The sequence below is a fragment of the Peribacillus sp. B-H-3 genome, assembly GCF_048572925.1.
GTDB lineage: Bacteria > Bacillota > Bacilli > Bacillales > DSM-1321 > Peribacillus.
The window spans coordinates 2,939,946-2,959,216 of the sequence record NZ_CP183879.1 but is presented as its reverse complement, the minus strand read 5'-3'; the positions used below and the strand labels follow the sequence as shown (position 1 = coordinate 2,959,216).

The following is a 19,271-nucleotide window of genomic DNA, read 5'->3' as shown; positions in this document are numbered from 1 at the left end:
TTCGCTGCTTTTTTTACATATGCTGTGAATGCTCGATCATCTGCTTCAAGACGTCGATGACATGCTGATCATCATGGGAGTAAAACATCGTGGTGCCTTCTCTTCTGAATTTTACTAACCGCAGATTTTTTAAAAACCTGAGCTGATGGGAAACAGTGGATTGAAGCAGCGATAATGTTTCTGCAATTTCATTTACAGAATGTTCTCCCTGAAAAAGAAGCTGAAGAATGCGCAGGCGTGTCGGGTCAGATAGCGCCTTAAAAGTCTGTGTGACAATAAATACTGTTTCTTCGTCTAATTCTTCATAGGGTATATTCTTATCTTTGTCAATCATACCAGGCTCCTTCTCTTATACTACATCCTATTATAGAAAAAGCCGGTATTTTTCTCAATTGATTGGATTAAAGACTTCTCCGGAAATAAAATTTACCTCAGCTATTCAGGAAATCATGAAATAAACTGTATCCCTATTAAGTTTTCCCCGGATACTTCAAAATGCATTTAACATCCAGCAAGTATGTCTCCCCCCCATCAAATTCAGCATTGAGCTTTAAAAGAGCTGAACTGAAAAATTATTTGACCGCTTAACGGGCAGCTCATATACTAATAGTCAAATAGATGCTTGATTGCAGATAGGAAGCAAAACTGCAGGGAAGTAACCTGAATTTACTTATTCGCCTTCAGTTTTGAAAAAGCAATGTGCCTTGGCTCTGCAAATATTTTGAAAGATGCGCTGAGTCCAGATTTTTTAAGGGTTTCCGGATTTAGACAAAAAATGAACGACATTTTTTTTTATTCATCTTTTTAAATTTTATATATTGAACTTTGTTAAAGCAGCTCTTGCCGCTTCAGGGGAGGAAAGTTGATGGAAGCAGAAAAACAGATATACCGGGTTTCAGGATTTACCTGTGCAGGATGTGCGAATACATTCGAAAAAAACGTCCGGCGCATCGATGGAGTAGAAGATGCAAAAGTGAATTTTGGGGCCTTGAAGCTTACCGTATACGGACAGGCAACGATTGCAGAAATTGAAACAGCGGGGTCTTTTGAACAAATAAAGGTTGTACCGGAAGGAGAAAAGGCAGAAGACCAAAAAGTTCCTCTTTACAAGCGGCATGCTGCTGTTATGCTATCCATTTTATTTGCATTAATAGGTTATTTTTTTCAGGGCATTTACGGCGAAAATAGCATGGCTGCTGTTACTGCATTTGGTGCAGGTATACTTTCAGGGGGATTCAGACTTTTTAAAGCTGGTTTAAAAAATCTCTTTAAGCTGGATTTTGACATGAAAACATTGATGACAATTGCTATTATAGGCGCTGCCGTCATAGGAGATTGGCGCGAAGGGGCTGTAGTGGTAATCCTTTTTGCTGTCAGTGAGGTGCTGGAATCTTATTCTATGATAAAAGCACGCCAATCCATTCGTTCCCTGATGGAAATTGCCCCTAAAAAAGCAATTGTCAAAAGAAATGATATAGAAATAAAAATTGACGTGGAAGATATTGAAGTGGGAGATGTGATGATCGTCAAGCCGGGGCAAAAAATCCCGATGGACGGAATCATATTAAAAGGAACATCATCAGTGAACCAGGCTGCGATTACCGGCGAGTCTTTGCCAGTCAGCAAAACCGTATCAGATGAAGTTTTTGCCGGTTCCTTGAACAGTGAAGGTTTGCTGGTAGTTCAGATTACAAAGCGGGCAGAAGATACTGCTATTGCCAAAATCATTCATCTCGTAGAAGAAGCCCAGGGCGAACGTGCACCTTCACAGTCGTTTATCGAAAAATTCGCAAAATATTACACTCCAGTCATCATGTTCATCAGCCTGCTGGTAATGACACTGCCGCCCCTTCTTGCTGGTGGTTCATGGGGCGAATGGGTGTATCAGGGATTATCGGTTCTTGTTGTAGGATGTCCGTGCGCCCTGATCATTTCGACCCCGGTAGCAATTGTGACTGCAATCGGTAACGCAGCCAAAAAAGGTGTTTTAATAAAAGGCGGAGTTTTCCTTGAGGAAATGGGATCATTAAAGAGCATAGCCTTTGATAAAACAGGGACTCTCACCAAGGGACATCCTGCTGTTACTGACATAATTATCTTGAACGAAAACTGTGATGCAAATGAAATTTTTTCTAATCTGGCAGCACTGGAATACAGGTCACAGCATCCTCTTTCTTCAGCTATCCTGAAAAAAGCAAAAGAGCTGAATCTTGATTTTCAGGGCATTGAGGTAGAAGAGTTTTCTGCACAAGCAGGAAAAGGCATTTATGGAACCATAAATGGTGAAAAGTATATCGCGGGCAAGCCGGACATATTTCATAATGGCTTGTTACACCAGCTGGAAGACAGGATTTTCAAAATGCAGAAACAAGGAAAAACCGTAATGCTGATGGGAACCCAAACCAGCATTTTAGCCATTATCGCTGCTAAAGATGAAGTACGGGATAACGTCAGAGAAGTGATACAAAAGCTAAAAGATTTGGGTATTGAAAAAACAGTGATGCTGACAGGTGATAATTCCTCCGCAGCATCTGTTATTGCCGCTGAAGTTGGAATCTCTGAATCCAAAGCGGAACTGATGCCGCAGGAAAAATTGGATTATATTAATAAACTGCAAAAAACCGGCAAAACCGCCATGGTAGGCGACGGGGTGAACGATGCCCCTGCTCTCGCAGCAGCTGCAGTAGGAATCAGCCTTGGAGGAGCAGGAACAGATACAGCGCTTGAAACAGCTGATGTTGTGTTAATGGCTGATGACTTAATCAAACTGCCCTTTGCAATTAAACTGAGCAGAAAAACGTTATGGGTGATCAAACAGAATATCGCATTTTCCATTGGAATCAAGCTTCTTGCCCTATTACTTGTCATACCAGGCTGGCTGACGCTCTGGATTGCCATTTTTGCCGACATGGGCGCTACATTGATTGTGACTGCCAATAGCCTGCGATTGCTTAGAGTACAGGAGAAAAAAGATTAGCTTTAGCCATCAGTGCGGGAATGCCTGCACTGGTGGAACTTTCACTTTATGGATAAAATAATACATTCACAAAGTTGTTAGAAGTACATATAAAATTCTTATTCTATTAAATGGTATGATGGAATGGCAGCTTCGGGGGAAGAAAGGTGGAATACATATGAAAAAAATATTGTTCTTTTTGGTAGGTTTATTTTTAATGGTGCCGCTGGCGGCATCGGCCCATACGGGTCTGGAATCATCTACCCCTGCAAAGGGTCAAGTTATTACAAGTAAACTTAAAAAAATCAGTCTTGTTTTTGAATCTAAAGTGGAAAGCCTTAGTACCATGAAAGTGATGAAAGGGGAAGTGGAAGTCCCTGTTTCAGTAAAAGTAAATGATTCAAATATGACTGGTGTATTATCAAAGCCGCTGGCAAGCGGTTCATATAAAGTAATATGGAAAATTGTCGGCGAAGACGGCCATCCGATTTCAGGTGAAATCCCATTCACTGTTAATGTCCCAAAAAAAGAAACTGAAAAGAAATTTACTGTTAAAAAAACAACTGAAAAAACAGCAGAACAAGAAAAAAAAGTAGCCAGTGACAATAGCAAGACGGGGGAAAAATCTTCTACTTCCACTGTGTTCATGATAGTACTGGGACTAATCTTGATCGCAGGCATTTTATTGCTGTTCAAAAAGAAGAAGTAAAGCATGACTGTTTTATTGCCTCTATCACATTTGATAAACTACTTGCTGTTTGCATTTTTGGCAGGACATATTGCATTGAAGTTTGTTTCAGAAGAAAAAAAACCAAAAACAGCTGTACCCAAACCGGCTCTGCTGCTGTCGGCACTAGGCATCATGATTTGCACCTTTATGCCGGTTTTGGAGGTGATTCGCTACTTTGCGGATAACTCAGGGTTTACCTCTGTATTACTATCAGTGATTACCGATTTTCAGGTGGGCAGGGCTTTTCTGGCCACTGGCTTTTCCGGTGCACTATTATGGCTAACGATACAATTGCGGGGCTCTAAATATCTTGAGGCATTTTGGATGCTGATCATGATTGCGGCACAGGGATACGCCTCACATGTAGCTTCTTTATCTTTTTGGACTGGTTTCGCCTCACATTCAGTGCACTTTTTAATGATTTCATTGTGGGGAGGCATTCTTCTTCATATATCCTTTTTCGCTAAAGGAGAAAAAAACTGGCAGGCATTTCTCCGCTGGTTCACACCATTTGCCATTTTAAGCCTGGTTTTAATTATTTCAAGCGGCCTGGTTTTAATGTTTAAAATCGTGGAACCCAGGGAGTATTTCATGTCCTGGGCCCTGCCGTATGGGCAGATGCTTTTGCTTAAGCACATCAGTATTATTCCAGTTTTAGCTATTGCTTTCATTAATGGCTTTTTAGCAAAAAAAGCAGAGAGAGAGAAAGCTTTTAACCCCGTATCATGGGTGAAGGCCGAAACCATTCTCCTGCTTGCTGTATTTTCCTTTACAGCTGTAATGGGTACGTTATCACCGCCGCATGATCCGGATATCACTGTTACAACAGAAGGGGCATCGAAATGGGCATCTTTTTTAATCGGAAAAGAAATTGCTGTCCCGATAAGCGTCCATCTGAATATATCCTATCAGGGGGTCTTTTTGTTCTTGATTTCCTTCCTGTTTTTAGCGATGATCATGGAAAGCTTCCGCAAAAAAGCATCAGCGCTGCTCGGTCTGCTGTTCGGTCTTTGTTTTATCGCATCAATATATTTTGGGATTATGCTTGATATCACTTTCTAATACAAACCGCATTCAATGGGATGCGGTTTTTTTGGAATTTTAGATTTTTTGCTCTTGCAGCAGCCATTAGGAAGGGAAATAGTCACGGAAAACGTTTCATGTTGTCTTTTTTTCGTTTGTGGTTTATCAGGCCTCACTTCCGCAGCCCGCACTCCAAGCAGGAGTCACGAATCTTCCGCTTACCTAACAATTGCCGATTCAATTGGCATGGCCTGTTAAATAAATATGGTCTTGTCACCTTCTTGTGCGACAAAGTCAGTTTTCTTATTGGTTGATTGTGCAGGGAATGTGCTATATCATACTATTTGTAAAAACAAAAGAGGAGATGAGGGCAAATGGCTCAATCAAATATAAAATTAGCTGTACAGAAATTCGGAAATTTCCTAAGCTCTATGGTCATGCCGAACATTGCCGCTTTCATTGCATGGGGATTGATTACAGCATTATTTATTCCTACTGGCTTCATCCCAAATGAAAGCCTTGCCAAAATGGTCGGTCCAATGGTCAGCTTCCTGCTGCCTGTGCTGATCGGTTATACAGGCGGTAAACTTGTACATGACCAGCGCGGCGGAGTAGTCGGTGCCATTGCAACTATGGGGGTAGTAGTTGGTGCTGGAATTCCGATGTTCCTTGGAGCTATGATTATGGGACCTTTTGGAGGCTACGCGATTAAGAAGTTTGACCAGTGGGTTGAAGGAAAAGTGAAAACAGGATTTGAAATGCTTGTAAATAATTTCTCTGCCGGTATTCTGGGCGGAGGGCTTGCTATAGTGTCCTTTCTTGCAGTAGGGCCTGCCGTTTCAGTATTTACAGGCTGGCTGGAGAATGGAGTGGAATGGCTTGTAAGTATGAAGCTGCTTCCATTAACAAGTATACTTATTGAGCCAGGAAAAGTATTGTTCCTTAATAACGCAATTAATCATGGGATTTTATCACCGATTGGTACAGAACAAGCCAACTCTACTGGCAAATCTGTACTCTTCCTTCTTGAAGCAAACCCTGGACCAGGACTTGGCGTGCTTCTTGCATATTCAATCTTTGGTAAAGGAAATGCGAAAAGAACGGCCCCGGGAGCAGCAATCATCCAGTTCCTTGGCGGTATTCATGAAATTTATTTCCCTTACATTCTGATGCGCCCGCTTTTATTCTTGGCAGTCATCTTAGGCGGGATGAGCGGAGTGTTTACACTTCTTCTATTAGGCGGCGGTTTATTTGCTCCATCTTCACCAGGAAGCATCATTGCCATTACAGCAGTTACTCCGCATCATGCAAGCGCATATATTGCTAACTTTGCAGGCATTTTGGTTGCAGCAGCAGTTTCATTCATCGTTTCGATCTTTGTCTTAAAAACTGGCAAGCAAACAAACGAGGATATCGAAGAAGCAACTAAAAAAATGCAGGAAATGAAAGGCAAGAAAAGCAGCGTAAGCGGAATATTGGCTTCTCGCACAAAGGATATTCCTCAAGACGTGAACAAAATTGTTTTTGCGTGTGATGCAGGAATGGGTTCTAGTGCTATGGGTGCCTCTCTGCTTCGCAAAAAAGTGAAAGAAGCAGGGTTGAAGGTCTCTGTAACGAATACAGCGATTTCCAATTTGCCTGAAGATGCCCAGATTGTTATCACACAGGAGGAATTGACGCCTCGGGCAGAAAATAAGGTGCCGGGTGCTTATCATATTTCAGTAGAAAATTTCTTATCCAGCCCAGAATATGATAAGTTAATTAATGAACTAAAGAACGGCGGAAATGAAGGAAGCCAACATGAAGAAGAGATAACAGCAGAGGATACAGGAGAAAAACCTGCGGATGACAGCCTTCTTCTTGAAAAATATATTTTCCTCAACAAAGATTTTGCCAATAAGGAAGAAGCCATCCGCTTTGCAGGACGTGCTCTTGTTGATGGAGGATATGTGGATGAAAGCTATATCGAAGCAATGATAGAACGTGATAAAATAACAACAACGTACATGGGTAATGATGTAGCCATTCCTCATGGTACAGAAGATGCTAAAAAGGCGGTGATCAAATCAGGATTCACCGTCATCCAGGTTCCAAATGGTGTCGATTTCGATGGTGAAAAGGTACGGCTAATCTTTGGAATCGCCGGCAAAGACGGCACACACCTGGAAATCCTTTCTGGCATTGCAGTCACTTGCTCTGATATGGCTAACATAGAAAAAATGGCAGAAGCCAAAACTGCGAAGGAATTAATGGAAATTCTTAACCAAAACTAAATCAGCAGCAATTTGAATAGAAAGGCGCAAAATGCGCTTTTCTATTCCTTGTTTTTCAGAGTGCTTAAATAAACTATTTCAGGAAATGGGCTGCGTGCATGTTTATTACGTCAAGGGAAAAAGCAATAATCGAATTGATCATTAAAACATCCGGGAAGCATACAGCACTTTCAATGGCATCATTCCTTAATGTTAGTGTAAGAACCATCCACAGAGATTTAAAAACGATAGAAAATACCCTTTCACATTTTGAACTAAAGCTGATTCGCAATAATAATGATGGCTTGATCATAGAGGGGAAAAACGAGCAGATCTTCCGCTTAATCCAAAAGCTTCTTGAGGTTCGGCCAGTTGACCAGACACCACAGGAAAGAAAGCTCAACCTTTTGATTATTCTGCTTCATGAAGGACAGTCCTTCAAAATTCAGTCACTTGCAAGTCAGCTTGCCGTCAGCGTGTCGACACTGACAGCATATTTGGATGAGCTGACAGATTGGCTGTCCAATTATAACGTGGTTTTAACAAGAAAAAGAGGCGTAGGCATTGAGCTGCAAGCTGGAGAAACAGAAAAAAGAAAAGCTCTCGCAAATTTCTTTCTGATTTATTTTAATGAAGAGCTAATAGAAGCACTGTTTTTGCTGGAAAAAGGAAATGTAGAAAGCGATAAAGTGATTCATTATTTTAATCCGGAATATCTTTCAAACGTTGACAGACTTTTGAGCGAATATATCAGTAAGGGGCAGTCCCGGCTTGCTGACAGTGATTATATTGGGTTGATTGTCCACATTTGCATTACAATGCAAAGAATAAAAAATGGATTCATAATGGAAGAAATTGAAACTGATTTGCCTGATGAGTTTCAATTTATGAAAATGCTTTGTCATGAAATTGAGGAGCAATTCAAGGTGCATTTTTCTGACAGCAGTATTCATTATCTGGCAGTAATTCTTAAGGGGTCTAAGCTCCAAAATGCTGATGCTGTTCATTATGACAGTGTCATGCTTGGACAATATATCCGGAATTTGATTACATACGTGTCTACACAGCTGCATGTTGATTTATCATCAGACTTTTCCCTCTTCCAGGGACTCCTTGCACACTTAGAGCCGTCCATTTTTCGGATTAAGCAGAAAATGGCGGTGTTTAACCCGCTAACAGAGGATATCAGAAGAAAATATCCTGTCCTGTATATGGCTGTAAAAAACAGCCTGGAAAAGCAGTTTGAAGATATTGACTTTCCTGATGGCGAGATTGCCTTTATTGTTCTTCATTTCGGTTCTGCGCTGCTTTTAAGAGAAGAACACATTACCATTTCATCTCTTGTTGTGTGTCCCACTGGTATCGGGACATCCAAAATGCTGGCAAGCAGAATCAAAAAGGAGTTTATTGAAATTGACTCTGTAGACGTTAAAACCATTAAAGAAATTCAGCATGCAGATTTGTCGCAATATGATTTAATTATTTCAACAGTAAGACTTCCATTTTTGCGTATCGAATATATCCTGGTGAATCCTCTGTTAAGTCATGATGATATCCGATCAATCAGAAGCTATCTTAGTACAAATATTAAAAGCTTTACCCGGAATAAAAAGAATCAGGGAAGGGCGATAAATGATGACGGAGGAACTGCCAGAAAAAAAAGAGGCATTTATGAAGTTCTTGATGAAATAAAGGCTGTCCGCGAAAGCATAGATTCAATCCTGAATAATTTTCATGTTTACCGCAGCATGGAAAGGGAAAATCAGAAGCAGGTCCTTGCAAAAATGATTGCTGAAGCTGAAAAAAATAAACGGCTCTGCAATGGGGAATCCGTCCTTAGAAGCCTGGAGGAACGTGAGAGAAAAGGTGGGCTTGGAATTCCGCATACCAGAATGGCACTCTATCATTGCAGGCACAGCGATATATACGAGATGATTTTCCAGGTGACTCGTTTGAAGGAGCCTATACCTGTAAAAGGCATGGATGGAAAGCAAATGGAAATGGAAAGTTTGCTGCTCATGATTGCGCCTGAAGAATTAAGCGCAAGAGAGCAGGAAATAGTAAGCCTTATAAGCACTAGCTTAATCGAAGATCATCAAAGTATTCTGATTTTTTCTTCGGCCAGCGAGGAAGCCATTAGAACAAAACTGGAAGACATTTTCTTGGATTATATCCAAAATAATTTGATAAGGAATGATTAATATGAAAAATGCAATACACTTCGGAGCAGGAAATATTGGCAGAGGTTTTATCGGTGCCCTGTTTTCAAAATCCGGTTACCATGTGACATTTGTTGATATCGCAGAAGGAATTATCAATCAATTAAATGAAGAAAAACATTATACCGTAAAACTGGCTACTGAAGAAGGGCAAACAGAAGTAATTGAAAATGTTTCAGGACTAAATAATCTTAAACAGGAAGAAGAAGTGATCGAAAGCATTAAAAATGCTACATACCTTACTACAGCAATCGGACCAAATATCCTGCCCCGCATTGCGCCGCTAATTGCCAAGGGAATAACAGAAAGAGTAAAAAGCAATCAAGATCAATTATATGTGATTGCATGCGAAAATCAGATTTCTTCTACAGAATTGTTAAAGGGGTACATTTTAGAGCATCTTGATGAGGAAACAAAAGCAAATCTTGATCAAGTATCTTTCTTTAATTCTGCGGTTGACCGCATCGTTCCTATCCAGGACAATCACGGTACACTTGATGTTATGGTTGAATCGTATTATGAATGGGTGGTAGAAACAAGTGAAAGCATTCCTCCAGTTGAGGGTATGACAATTGTACCAGACCTTGCTCCATTCATAGAAAGGAAGCTTTTCACTGTAAATACTGGACATGCGGTCATTGCCTACCTGGGTTACTTGGAAAACAAATCAACAATTGATAAGACACTTGAAGATGAAACCATTCTGCAGCAGGTAAAAGAAACACTGAAGGAAACTGGCGGCTATCTGATTCATCAATATGGCTTAAACCCAGAAGAACACCAAAAATATATCGAAAAAATCATTAACCGTTTCCGGAATCCATTCTTAAATGATGGAGTAACCCGTGTAGGAAGGTCTCCTATCAGAAAATTGGGACCAGATGACAGATTGGTCCGTCCTGCAGCAGAAGCAAAAAAAGCTGGCTTAGCATATACAAATCTTGCAAAAGCCATCGCTTCAGCACTATTGTTTGATTATCAAGAAGATGAAGAAGCAGTTAAGCTTCAGGATATGATTAAAGAAAATGGTGTCGCAAATGCTCTCCAGGAAGTCAGCGGCTTAAGCAGGGAAGATGAAATCTCAAAAGAAGTTATCAAGCAATATGAATTACTGAAAAAGTAAATAAAATAGATTTAACAAAAAACACACAGGCTCGGTACCGCACCCCGAAAGTTAGAGTGAAAAAATCTAACTTTTGGGGGTAACCACCCTCCTGTGTGTTTTTCTTATGCTCATTAAATGGAACATCAGTATATAAATGAGTGAACAGCCTTTTCAGTTTTTCCTCTTGAAAAAATCATCCAGCAAAAAAGACTGGATGATTATGTTCTGATTAATTTGGTGTATGGTTTATGTCTACCAGCCCTTGCTGGAAAGCATAATTAGTCAGCTGTACCCGGTTTTCCAAATGAAGCTTACTTAAGATATTTTTAAGATGGCTTTTTACAGTATGTTCCGAGATGAAGAGAGTTTCTGATATGACTCTGTTTGACAGTCCTTGTGCCACCAGCTGAAGAACTTCTAATTCTCTGGGGGACAAAGGATTATTATTGTTTGTTTCTGGTTTGTTCTTTGGGAATTCATTTAGAATGCGGAAGGCGATTTCTTTTGACATCGGTACTTCATCCAGTGCGAATGCTCTAAGATATTCATACCAGTGCTCGGACTGAATGTTTTTTAATAAATAACCTTGCGCACCTTGTTTTAAAGCATGAAATAGATTCGTTACATCGTCTGAAACAGTGATCATAACGATTTTGACAGAGGGGAATTTCATCTTTATTATTTTTGTTGCCTCAAGCCCGTCCATTACGGGCATTTGAATATCCATTAAAATAATATCCGGCATCAACGCTTCCGTAAGGCGGATTGCTTCTTGGCCATTTTTTGCTTCTCCAATTATTTTAAATTCACTGTACTCTTCTAAAATAATGCGGATTGCTTCTCTTGCGTGAGTATGATCATCAACAACTAGTATTTGAAATGGCTGCATCAATTAATACTCCTTTTTAAGCAAAATAATCGTTTCATTGTTAACTCGATTTATCGAGAACGTCCAGTTCATAGCAGCCGCACGATTTTCGATGATTTCGAGCCCGAATCCTCTCGATGATTGAATTTGAGCATCTGTAAAGCCGACTCCATTATCACGTATCTCACAGGTCCAGCCATGCTCAGATTCCTTTGCACTAATCATCATCTTATTTGTCTGAGCGTGTTTTATCACGTTCATTACTGCTTCTTTGATACAAGAAAAAAGTTCTATTTTCTCCTTAGCGGATAACCTGTCATCTGGTATTTCCCATTGGAAATCGACGCTCATTGAGTGATTGTTTTCAAGCTCTGACAAGTACGTTTGAATATTCTTCGTCCAGCTGAATAACTCAGGTGCCGGCAACTGTTTCAGATTTTCAATGGCCTGGCGTGTATCATCATATATCTGCTGCAATGTTTGTTTTGTTTTTTGAAAGTCCGGATGTGTCTCAATTGACGTTTTCTTTCCGAATTTATTCAGTTTAACAGATAGCAAAAATAAGGACTGAGCAATACCATCGTGCAGTTCCCGTGCCAGGTTTTCCCTTTCTAGGAGAGCTGCTTTTCTGGCCTTTTCAACTTTCAGTTCTTCCTGTATGCCTTCTAATATGGAAAATAGTTTCAATAGGAAAAGAATCGTAACTGCAAATACTATAACAGGCGATAGGATATTACCCATTTCCATTGATAAGTAAGGCAGTAAAAATACATGTCTAATATACTCCCACAAACCGATTGTGAAAGTTGGCAGTATTAAAATAATCCATTTTATTTGTTTATACTTCAAATCTTCACCTTTTTTCCGCAGCAATGTATTTATTTTAACATTTGTTCAAAAGATTGAGGGACTCTTTCCGGTAAATCACTCTTTAGAGTCATTGTTGTCAAATTGAAAAAGTTTATAATTGTAAACGGGTCAGCAAAGTCATTAATAATCATAAAGGAGACAATCAAATGAAGAAAGTAATTAAAAAATGTTCAATCGGAATGATATCAGCGTGTGCTGTTTTATTCATATGGGCGGGTGCAGCAAGTGCACATGTTACAGTCAGTCCAAAGATTTCGGCTCCAGGAGCATGGGAAACATACACTCTTAAGGTCCCTGTAGAAAAAAACATTGCTACGACTAAGGTGGCACTGAAGGTTCCTAAAGGTGTTGAAATAATGTCTTACCAGCCAGTACCGGATTGGAAAGTAAAACTGGATAAAGATTCTTCAGGGAAGACAAAAATCGTTACTTGGGAAGCAACAGGACCGGGAATTTCTGCGGGACAATTTCAGCAATTTTATTTTGTAGCAAAAAACCCTGACAAAGAAACTAAAGCAGCATGGGATGCGTTTCAATATTATAAAGATGGATCAGTAGTAGAGTGGACAGGAGATGAGAATTCTGATTCTCCGCATTCGATTACTGAAATTACTGCATCTACAGGGATTCCAAATGTAACTGTTCATGACGATTCTAAAGATAGAACAGATAAAACTATGAAAAAAGACACAAAATCAGAGAATTCACGTTCAAACACTCTTGTAATTACCCTGACCATTGTATCGCTGATTTTATCCGCTGCTGCTTTGATAATGGCTATGAGAAAAAAATAATTTTAAGTCAGGCATTATACCAACACTGTGTAATGCCTCTTTATTTGGGATGTAATGAAAGCCAGTTGCAGTCCTGCTTGAATTTAGCATTGCTAAAAAGATGATGATATTACAAGTTAAGGGAAAGGACTGATGATATGACAAAACATATTTGCAGATTGTGCTTGCTGCTGTCTGTACTTTTATTTGCCTTATTTCCGGACAAGGCGCTTGCACATGCTTCTATTATCCGCTCAAACCCGGGTGTAAATGAAGTATTACCGAAACCGCCATCAACTGTAGAAATACAGTTTAACGAACCTGTACAGGCAGGTTTCCATTCCCTGAAGATCCTTGATTCTTCTGGCAAGCAAGTAAATTTAACGAAGGCTCAGCTAAACAGCCATAATGATGCCATTTTAGAAGCACATCTTAAGAAGAAATTAAGCCGTGGTGCGTACTCCTTGCAGTGGAAGGCGGTTTCTGCAGATGGTCATCCTGTGGAAGGGGTAATACCCTTTGCTGTTGGAACAGGCGGTGAACAGGCATCAAAAATAAATGAAAAGAGCAATGATTTTTTTCCTCGTACAGATTTGATTATTTTGCGGGGATTGTTATATCTGAGTTTTTCTCTGTTCATTGGGATAATCATTTTCAATTTGTTTTTCAATAAGTTTAAAGGCAGAGAGACTCTAAAAACAATACATACAAAAAGCATGACAATTCTTTGGTTTTCTCTGAGTGGAATGGTGTTCAGCATAGTGCTGAGCTTGCCGATGCAGACAACTCTATATGCAGGTGTGAGCTGGGCGAAGGTTTTTAATGCGTCCCTCTTAAAAGACACTATCAGCCAAACTGGTTTTGGGTTATATTGGATTTTCCAAATGTTATTCCTGGTCCTGCTGATATTAGTCACATATATTGCAGCTGGCAATGGTTTTACTAAAAAATCATGGTTCGTGCCCATTGTTATTTATATAGCATTACTGCTTTCGAAAGCATCCACTGGCCATGCTGCCGCTTCTGAACATCGTGTCGTTACTGTTATTATGGACTTTATTCATTTACTGGCAGCATCAATATGGATTGGCGGGCTTTTCGCGCTGATTTTGCTTTTGCCAAGAATAAGATCCCAAAAAAACGATGGTGATAGGCAATTGTATTGGAATTCTATTCGCACTTTCTCACTGTGGGCAGCCCTTTCTGTGGCCGGTATCATCATAACAGGGATTTATGGAAGCCTCCTATATGTGCCTACCTTTTACTCCTTAGTGCATACGTATTATGGATATGCTTTATTGGGGAAAATCTTTTTATTTGTCCTTATGCTAATATTGGGGACAGTTCACTTTTTTAAAGGAAGAAAACAAGGGAAGAATGGAATTGCATATTCGATTTGGATTGAATTGCTGACAGGGGCGGCAATAATGGTTATTGCTGCTATACTTACCAATTTACCGGCAGCAGTATCAACACCGGGACCTTTCAGCCAAATAAAAGAGCATGGCAAATATGATGTTTCTTTGCATATTAGTCCGAATGTTGAAGGAGAAAATTCATTTTATATTGCAATTAATACCAAGGATGGAAAGCCCGCTGTCCAAATTGAGCAGGTTATTCTTACATTCACCCATACAAAAATGAATATGGGGGAAAGCTCAATGGCGGTTCCGCGAATTTCTCCAGGTAAATATCAAACCAAAAGCATGTACATGAATATGCCAGGAGAATGGAAAGTGGCCGTACATGTATTAACCAAATCCTTAGATAGCTTCGATGTGGAATTTGATGCTTTTACTGGCACCCAATAACGATTCCATTTTCACTTTTAAGAAATGCTGCTCACAGTTGGGATATCTTTTTAAAGGGTAAATGGAAGCGTGAAATTACACTTAGTATTCGAAATTTCAAAAAGCCTTTCCATATGGAATAGGCTTTTTTGAATGCAGTAAAATGCTGAATTTAGATAAAATCGCTGATGTTTTAGCAATGGCAGCTTCAGCTTCTTCTGTATTTCTAAAGAAGAAGCTGCCCGCCCTTGAATACACTTGGCCGTTATCTGCTGGACATTTAAATGATAGTGTATAGACAATGGATTATCAATGCTGATGATAAGTGCCATGGCCGTGATGGTAACCATAGCCCGGGTAGTAACCGCCGTGTCCATAATGATAGCCATAGCCTGGATAGTAACCGCCATGTCCATGATGGTAGCCATAGCCTGGATAGTAACCGCCGTGTCCGTGATGGTAGCCATAACCCGGATAATACCCTCCGTGCCCATAATGATTACGGTAATCAGAATAATAAAGATTTTCCATTGCGTATCTCCTCCTCAAGGTGCTTAACATAGTGTATGTGTCTATATATGAAAAGGGGTAGGCAGGTGCCCATGATTTAAGGATGTGTTTTTTTGAATTAATTTTCTCAATATACATGCCGGATCAACCAATAATAATTAAAAATCAAGGCCATCATTTGCTTCATAACTGCCTCATTACTATTGCTTCAGCTCTTTTTAGCTAAATATTTATTTTCACTATTGTTTCCTGAATGATATTTATAAGTATCTGCCGAGGATAGGCAAGCGGGGAGTGAATCGGGTTTGATCTGATATTGCCTCAAGTGTGTGCCAGTAATTAAAACATTTATCATAAGAAAGGAAACCAGCTTTTATAAGGCTGGTTTCCTTTCTATCTAATATCAGGATTGATTAATTGATTCCTACTGCAGTGAAAGCATTTGTAACAGCTGTTTTTTCTGCACTGCTAGATCCATAAAGGTCAGCTGCCGATTGAATGGCTGCCGCTTTTGCTTGTGAGAAAGTGGCGGAAGAAGTCAGATAAACCGTGTTGGCGCGATAGAAAATAGCTCCTAATTTATCAATGCCGACTCCTGAAACGGTTACACCATGGAACGTGCCGCCAGCTGAAAGAAGGTAGGCTGCTTTATTGATGATTCCGCTGTTTGTATGGACGCCGCCATTATCCGCTGTGCCTGTGTAGCGGTTCGGATAATAATCAGGATCGCCGTAAGCAGCCGGATTGGACATCGAGCGAAGAGCATCCCCTGATACGCCAGGTGTGTAAATATCTTCACCAATCAGATAATCCGCTTTTGACGCCTGATATTTAAATTCCACAACTGTTCCGAAAATATCGGAAATCGCTTCATTCAATGCACCTGATTCTCCCTGATAAACCAGATTGGACTCAGAAGATGTCACAGCATGTGTCAATTCATGGGCGACAACATCCAATCCTCCTGATAATGGGATGAACGTGGAGCCGTCTCCATCTCCGTATACCATTTGTGCACCATTCCAGAAGGCATTATTATATCTGCTTCCATAATGGACGGTGGACTTTAATACAGAACCATAGCCGTCATAGGAATTTCTATTGAAAGTAGATTTATAATAGTCATACGTTTTTCCTGCATAATAGTGGGCATCTACAGCAGGTGCATCATTGGTTGCGCTGAAAACGTTGTCAGCATCCGCCCAAAGTGTTCCTGGTAGTCTTGAGGAATTGCTAGTGTTGTATGTGAAAATACCATTGCCTCTAGTATTATCCTGGAGGTAATACGTACCGTTTGATAATGTGGTATTCAGTGAAACTGAATTCTTAAGGACGCCTGTACCGGTTCCGACAGAGTTTGTCCCGGTAACTTCATCCAGGGTATTATATTTATTTAAAATCTCCCCTGTTTTTGCAGATACGAAATAATAGTAATTTCCTGGTTTTGGATCTAAAAAGTTTAAATTCACTTTATAGGCGAAATCTGCACGATCTTCTGCCGTATATACTACAAGTTCCGGATCTGGAGCTTGCTCATATTTTGGTGTGAAGCCAAGATCACTTTCCGCAATTTTGACCGCTTGTGAGGCCTTAATGCCTTTTTTGTCTTTTTTCTCAAGCTTTGTATCTAGATCAGATACAACCGTACCTGACACTACATTCAGTACACCATCATCTTTTAGGACAGCCGCCTGTGTGGAGCCGAAAACAGGGACGCCTTCAAATATCTGCTGAAGCTTCAGCACCGTATTTCCAAGCTCGTCCTTGCTCTTTTTAAGTAATTTGAAAGAATCCTTAGCGTGCTTGCTGCCAAGTTTATAAGATTGTTTATTTTTATCAAGGAAGTTATATAAAATCGTTTCAGGTGCTTCGCTTGAGGGAGCGGTCAGGTTTCCTGACTTGAATTCAGCAGAGTCTTTTTCTTTGTTGAATTTTTCTGTGCTTAAAACATTTTTAGAAGCGGCAAACGCTTCGGAATGCGGAAGAGCTGAAACCATTAATCCAAGAGATAATACAGTGCCTGCAACGATTTTAATTTTCAAATAATCCAACTCCTTTTCTGTAATATGGCAACTATAATATTAATCTACAGAATTATCAAAATGATTAAAATATTAAAAATGTTAATTTAATTAAACATATTGAAAAGTAATGGATATTTTAGTAGAATTCTTGCACATAAATATTCTTCTAGTTATATTTGATAAATAAACAGTAAAAGCTGGCATATTCTCATCAGAGAAACGCCAGCTTAATTATTCTCTGCTCTTTTAAAGCTCTAACAAGAGCTGAGCCGCTTTTTTATAATAATAATTTCCTTCTGCAAATAATTTCTGTGAAGAATATATGGACGCTTTAACGATATAGCATTTGGACATCAGTCTGATATCCTTATGAATACCCATGACTGCTATCGATTTTTCTATGTTTCGTTCAGCTTCTTGGAAGTCTCCGTTTTCAATGTCAATCTGTGCAAGGCAGTGCAGCAATTTGGCAGTGAATAATTCATCTTTTGAGAGAGACAGGCCCTTTATTGCTGCTGACTTAGCTTGATCAAGATGTTTGCACTCAAGGTATGTCTGAGCTAATTCATAATAATTGTTTACCATGTACCATTCATTTTCAAATGCCAGTGAATACTCCAAGCTGGAGCGCAGGCAGGAGATTGATTCAGGATAGTCGAGTAGAGCTCTGTACAAAATGCCTAAATTTGTTTGGCATCCTATCATCTCTCCCATGTTTTCTTTCTCATTAAAAAGTGCTAAAGCTGCTTTATTTGCATCTATTGCTTCAGCGGCTCTCCCCAAATTTAATAGAGAAATCCCTTTTAGCATTAAGAAGGAGCCAAGCGAATAGGTGATATTTTTATTTTTCATGATGTGCAGCGCTTCTTCAATGATGCTTAATGCCAGCTCATCCTGCCCTATTTTCGAATAACTGTAAGACAGGTTATAAAGTAATTGTAAATGAAGTAAACAATCGTATCTGCCGTAAAAATTCGATTTAATCAAGGCAGTGGCATATAATGAATGTTCAATGCAATTATGATAACTATTCAAACGGCAGTAATTCAGGGCTAATGCGTGATATATTTCAATATGATCGCTTATTTCAATAGGGGTTATATAGAGCAATGCTTCTTTATATAATAAGATGGAGCATTCCTTGTCAGTATGGCTTTTAATATCTGCCAAAAGCTTCAGGACCTTGCCTTTTAGGGAATAATCCTCGAGGTTTTCTATCAAAGTGTTTAAAGTCTCTTCAGCTTCAGCAGTTTTATTGCTGTTAATAAGCGCTGTGCACATTTTAATAAGCTTTTCAGCTTCAAACGGAAGGATTTTTTCCTCAGGATCTTTACTTTCACCTAATATTTCCCCCAAAGAAACGCCAAGCTTGCTTGCGATAAAATCCAGGGTTTTGATAGAAGGGGTTGTCTGGTTTCTTTCAATCAGACTGATCATGCCTCTGCTCAGGTTCGGACCCGCTAAATCATCCTGAGTGAGCCCCAGGGATTTTCTCCTTTCTTTAATTCTTTCTCCAAAATCAGCTACCATGAAAATCACCTATTTCTGTAAAATTTCCTATATGTAAATAATATCATTTTTTGCCATATATTAGTTGACATTTTTGTGAAATGTATAATATATTAACTTTATTAATCTATTTTACATTAAGGAGAGCTTTCTATGAAAAATAAGATCAAAGCACTAGTTTTATTTTCATTATTGATAGCAGCCGGCACTTCCGTATTTATTCCCCATTCAAACGATCTGGTTTCATCAGGAAAGCAGGCCAGCACCTCTGATATCGTATATCCTCCAATCTAAACAAACTTTATATTTCATGGTTAGAGGAGCGGTAGCTGCAGGAATCCTGGGAATTCCTGCAGCATAGGGCACGGCAGGGAGCATTTAATGTCTATAGCGGAAAATAAATTAATATTAAAATGTAAGAGACCGGGTTAACTTAACGTTAGCGCGGTTTTTTTCTGTGCTGATCACATTGAAGGAGATGGTTTTGACTTAAAGTGCTATAAGGGCATTTCATCAATGCCACAAAAAACTAATTAAAATATGCTTCGGGGTTTCGCACTTCAATTCAACCGCTTGGATATTTTAGTGGGAAATCTGGGTTTACCCAAACGATAAAAAATGTACTTTCAATGAAAACTCAAT

At 39.5% G+C, this 19,271-nt stretch carries 15 protein-coding genes; 9 read left to right on the top strand and 6 right to left on the bottom strand.

Annotated features, from left to right (window positions below; genetic code table 11):
* Positions 1–13: 13 nt before the first annotated feature.
* Positions 14–334 (bottom strand): ArsR/SmtB family transcription factor, encoded by a 321-nt coding sequence (locus tag ACN6MY_RS14700; protein WP_071351507.1) that lies wholly within the window; start codon positions 332–334, stop codon positions 14–16.
* 531 nt (positions 335–865) lie between these two features.
* Between ACN6MY_RS14700 and ACN6MY_RS14695 the strand changes: the two genes are divergently transcribed.
* The 6 genes from ACN6MY_RS14695 to ACN6MY_RS14670 all read left to right on the top strand — a co-directional run bounded on the left by ACN6MY_RS14695 (position 866) and on the right by ACN6MY_RS14670 (position 10,303).
* Positions 866–2,977, top strand: coding sequence for a heavy metal translocating P-type ATPase (locus ACN6MY_RS14695; protein WP_419880865.1), 2,112 nt, complete (start codon positions 866–868; stop codon positions 2,975–2,977).
* A 157-nt stretch (positions 2,978–3,134) separates the two neighbouring features.
* Entirely contained in the window at positions 3,135–3,665 is a 531-nt protein-coding gene (locus tag ACN6MY_RS14690; RefSeq protein WP_419880864.1) for a copper resistance CopC family protein, read from the top strand.
* Between the two features lie 3 nt (positions 3,666–3,668).
* Positions 3,669–4,748: a copper resistance D family protein gene (locus ACN6MY_RS14685; protein ID WP_419880863.1), complete on the top strand. Its 1,080-nt coding sequence runs from the start codon at positions 3,669–3,671 to the stop codon at positions 4,746–4,748.
* Between the two features lie 335 nt (positions 4,749–5,083).
* Positions 5,084–6,982: a PTS mannitol transporter subunit IICBA gene (locus ACN6MY_RS14680; protein WP_419880862.1), complete on the top strand. Its 1,899-nt coding sequence runs from the start codon at positions 5,084–5,086 to the stop codon at positions 6,980–6,982.
* 98 nt (positions 6,983–7,080) lie between these two features.
* The gene (locus ACN6MY_RS14675; RefSeq protein WP_419880861.1) at positions 7,081–9,162 is read left to right on the top strand and encodes a BglG family transcription antiterminator; all 2,082 of its coding nucleotides are present in this window, start codon (positions 7,081–7,083) and stop codon (positions 9,160–9,162) included.
* Position 9,163: 1 nt separating this feature from the next.
* Positions 9,164–10,303, top strand: coding sequence for a mannitol-1-phosphate 5-dehydrogenase (locus ACN6MY_RS14670; RefSeq protein WP_419880860.1), 1,140 nt, complete (start codon positions 9,164–9,166; stop codon positions 10,301–10,303).
* A gap of 211 nt (positions 10,304–10,514) precedes the next feature.
* Here ACN6MY_RS14670 and ACN6MY_RS14665 read toward each other — a convergent pair whose 3' ends face one another.
* Entirely contained in the window at positions 10,515–11,174 is a 660-nt protein-coding gene (locus ACN6MY_RS14665; protein WP_419880859.1) for a response regulator, read from the bottom strand.
* 3 nt (positions 11,175–11,177) lie between these two features.
* Complete coding sequence (locus ACN6MY_RS14660; RefSeq protein ID WP_419880858.1) at positions 11,178–12,002, bottom strand: histidine kinase; 825 nt, start codon at positions 12,000–12,002, stop codon at positions 11,178–11,180.
* Between the two features lie 167 nt (positions 12,003–12,169).
* Here ACN6MY_RS14660 and ACN6MY_RS14655 point away from each other — a divergent pair, with 167 nt between their 5' ends.
* On the top strand, positions 12,170–12,817 hold the full coding sequence (locus ACN6MY_RS14655) for a YcnI family protein (RefSeq protein WP_419880857.1): 648 nt from the start codon (positions 12,170–12,172) through the stop codon (positions 12,815–12,817).
* 137 nt (positions 12,818–12,954) lie between these two features.
* Positions 12,955–14,607, top strand: a complete 1,653-nt coding sequence (locus ACN6MY_RS14650) for a copper resistance protein CopC (protein ID WP_419880856.1) — start codon at positions 12,955–12,957, stop codon at positions 14,605–14,607.
* A 288-nt stretch (positions 14,608–14,895) separates the two neighbouring features.
* Here the strand turns inward: ACN6MY_RS14650 and ACN6MY_RS14645 are convergent, their stop codons facing one another.
* From ACN6MY_RS14645 to ACN6MY_RS14635, 3 genes are all read right to left on the bottom strand, one after another.
* Positions 14,896–15,117 (bottom strand): hypothetical protein, encoded by a 222-nt coding sequence (locus tag ACN6MY_RS14645; protein ID WP_419880855.1) that lies wholly within the window; start codon positions 15,115–15,117, stop codon positions 14,896–14,898.
* Positions 15,118–15,509: 392 nt separating this feature from the next.
* Complete coding sequence (locus ACN6MY_RS14640; protein ID WP_419880854.1) at positions 15,510–17,138, bottom strand: M4 family metallopeptidase; 1,629 nt, start codon at positions 17,136–17,138, stop codon at positions 15,510–15,512.
* Positions 17,139–17,366: 228 nt separating this feature from the next.
* Entirely contained in the window at positions 17,367–18,650 is a 1,284-nt protein-coding gene (locus ACN6MY_RS14635; protein WP_419880853.1) for a helix-turn-helix domain-containing protein, read from the bottom strand.
* A gap of 132 nt (positions 18,651–18,782) precedes the next feature.
* Here ACN6MY_RS14635 and ACN6MY_RS14630 point away from each other — a divergent pair, with 132 nt between their 5' ends.
* Positions 18,783–18,923: a hypothetical protein gene (locus ACN6MY_RS14630; protein WP_419880852.1), complete on the top strand. Its 141-nt coding sequence runs from the start codon at positions 18,783–18,785 to the stop codon at positions 18,921–18,923.
* Positions 18,924–19,271 lie beyond the last annotated feature (348 nt).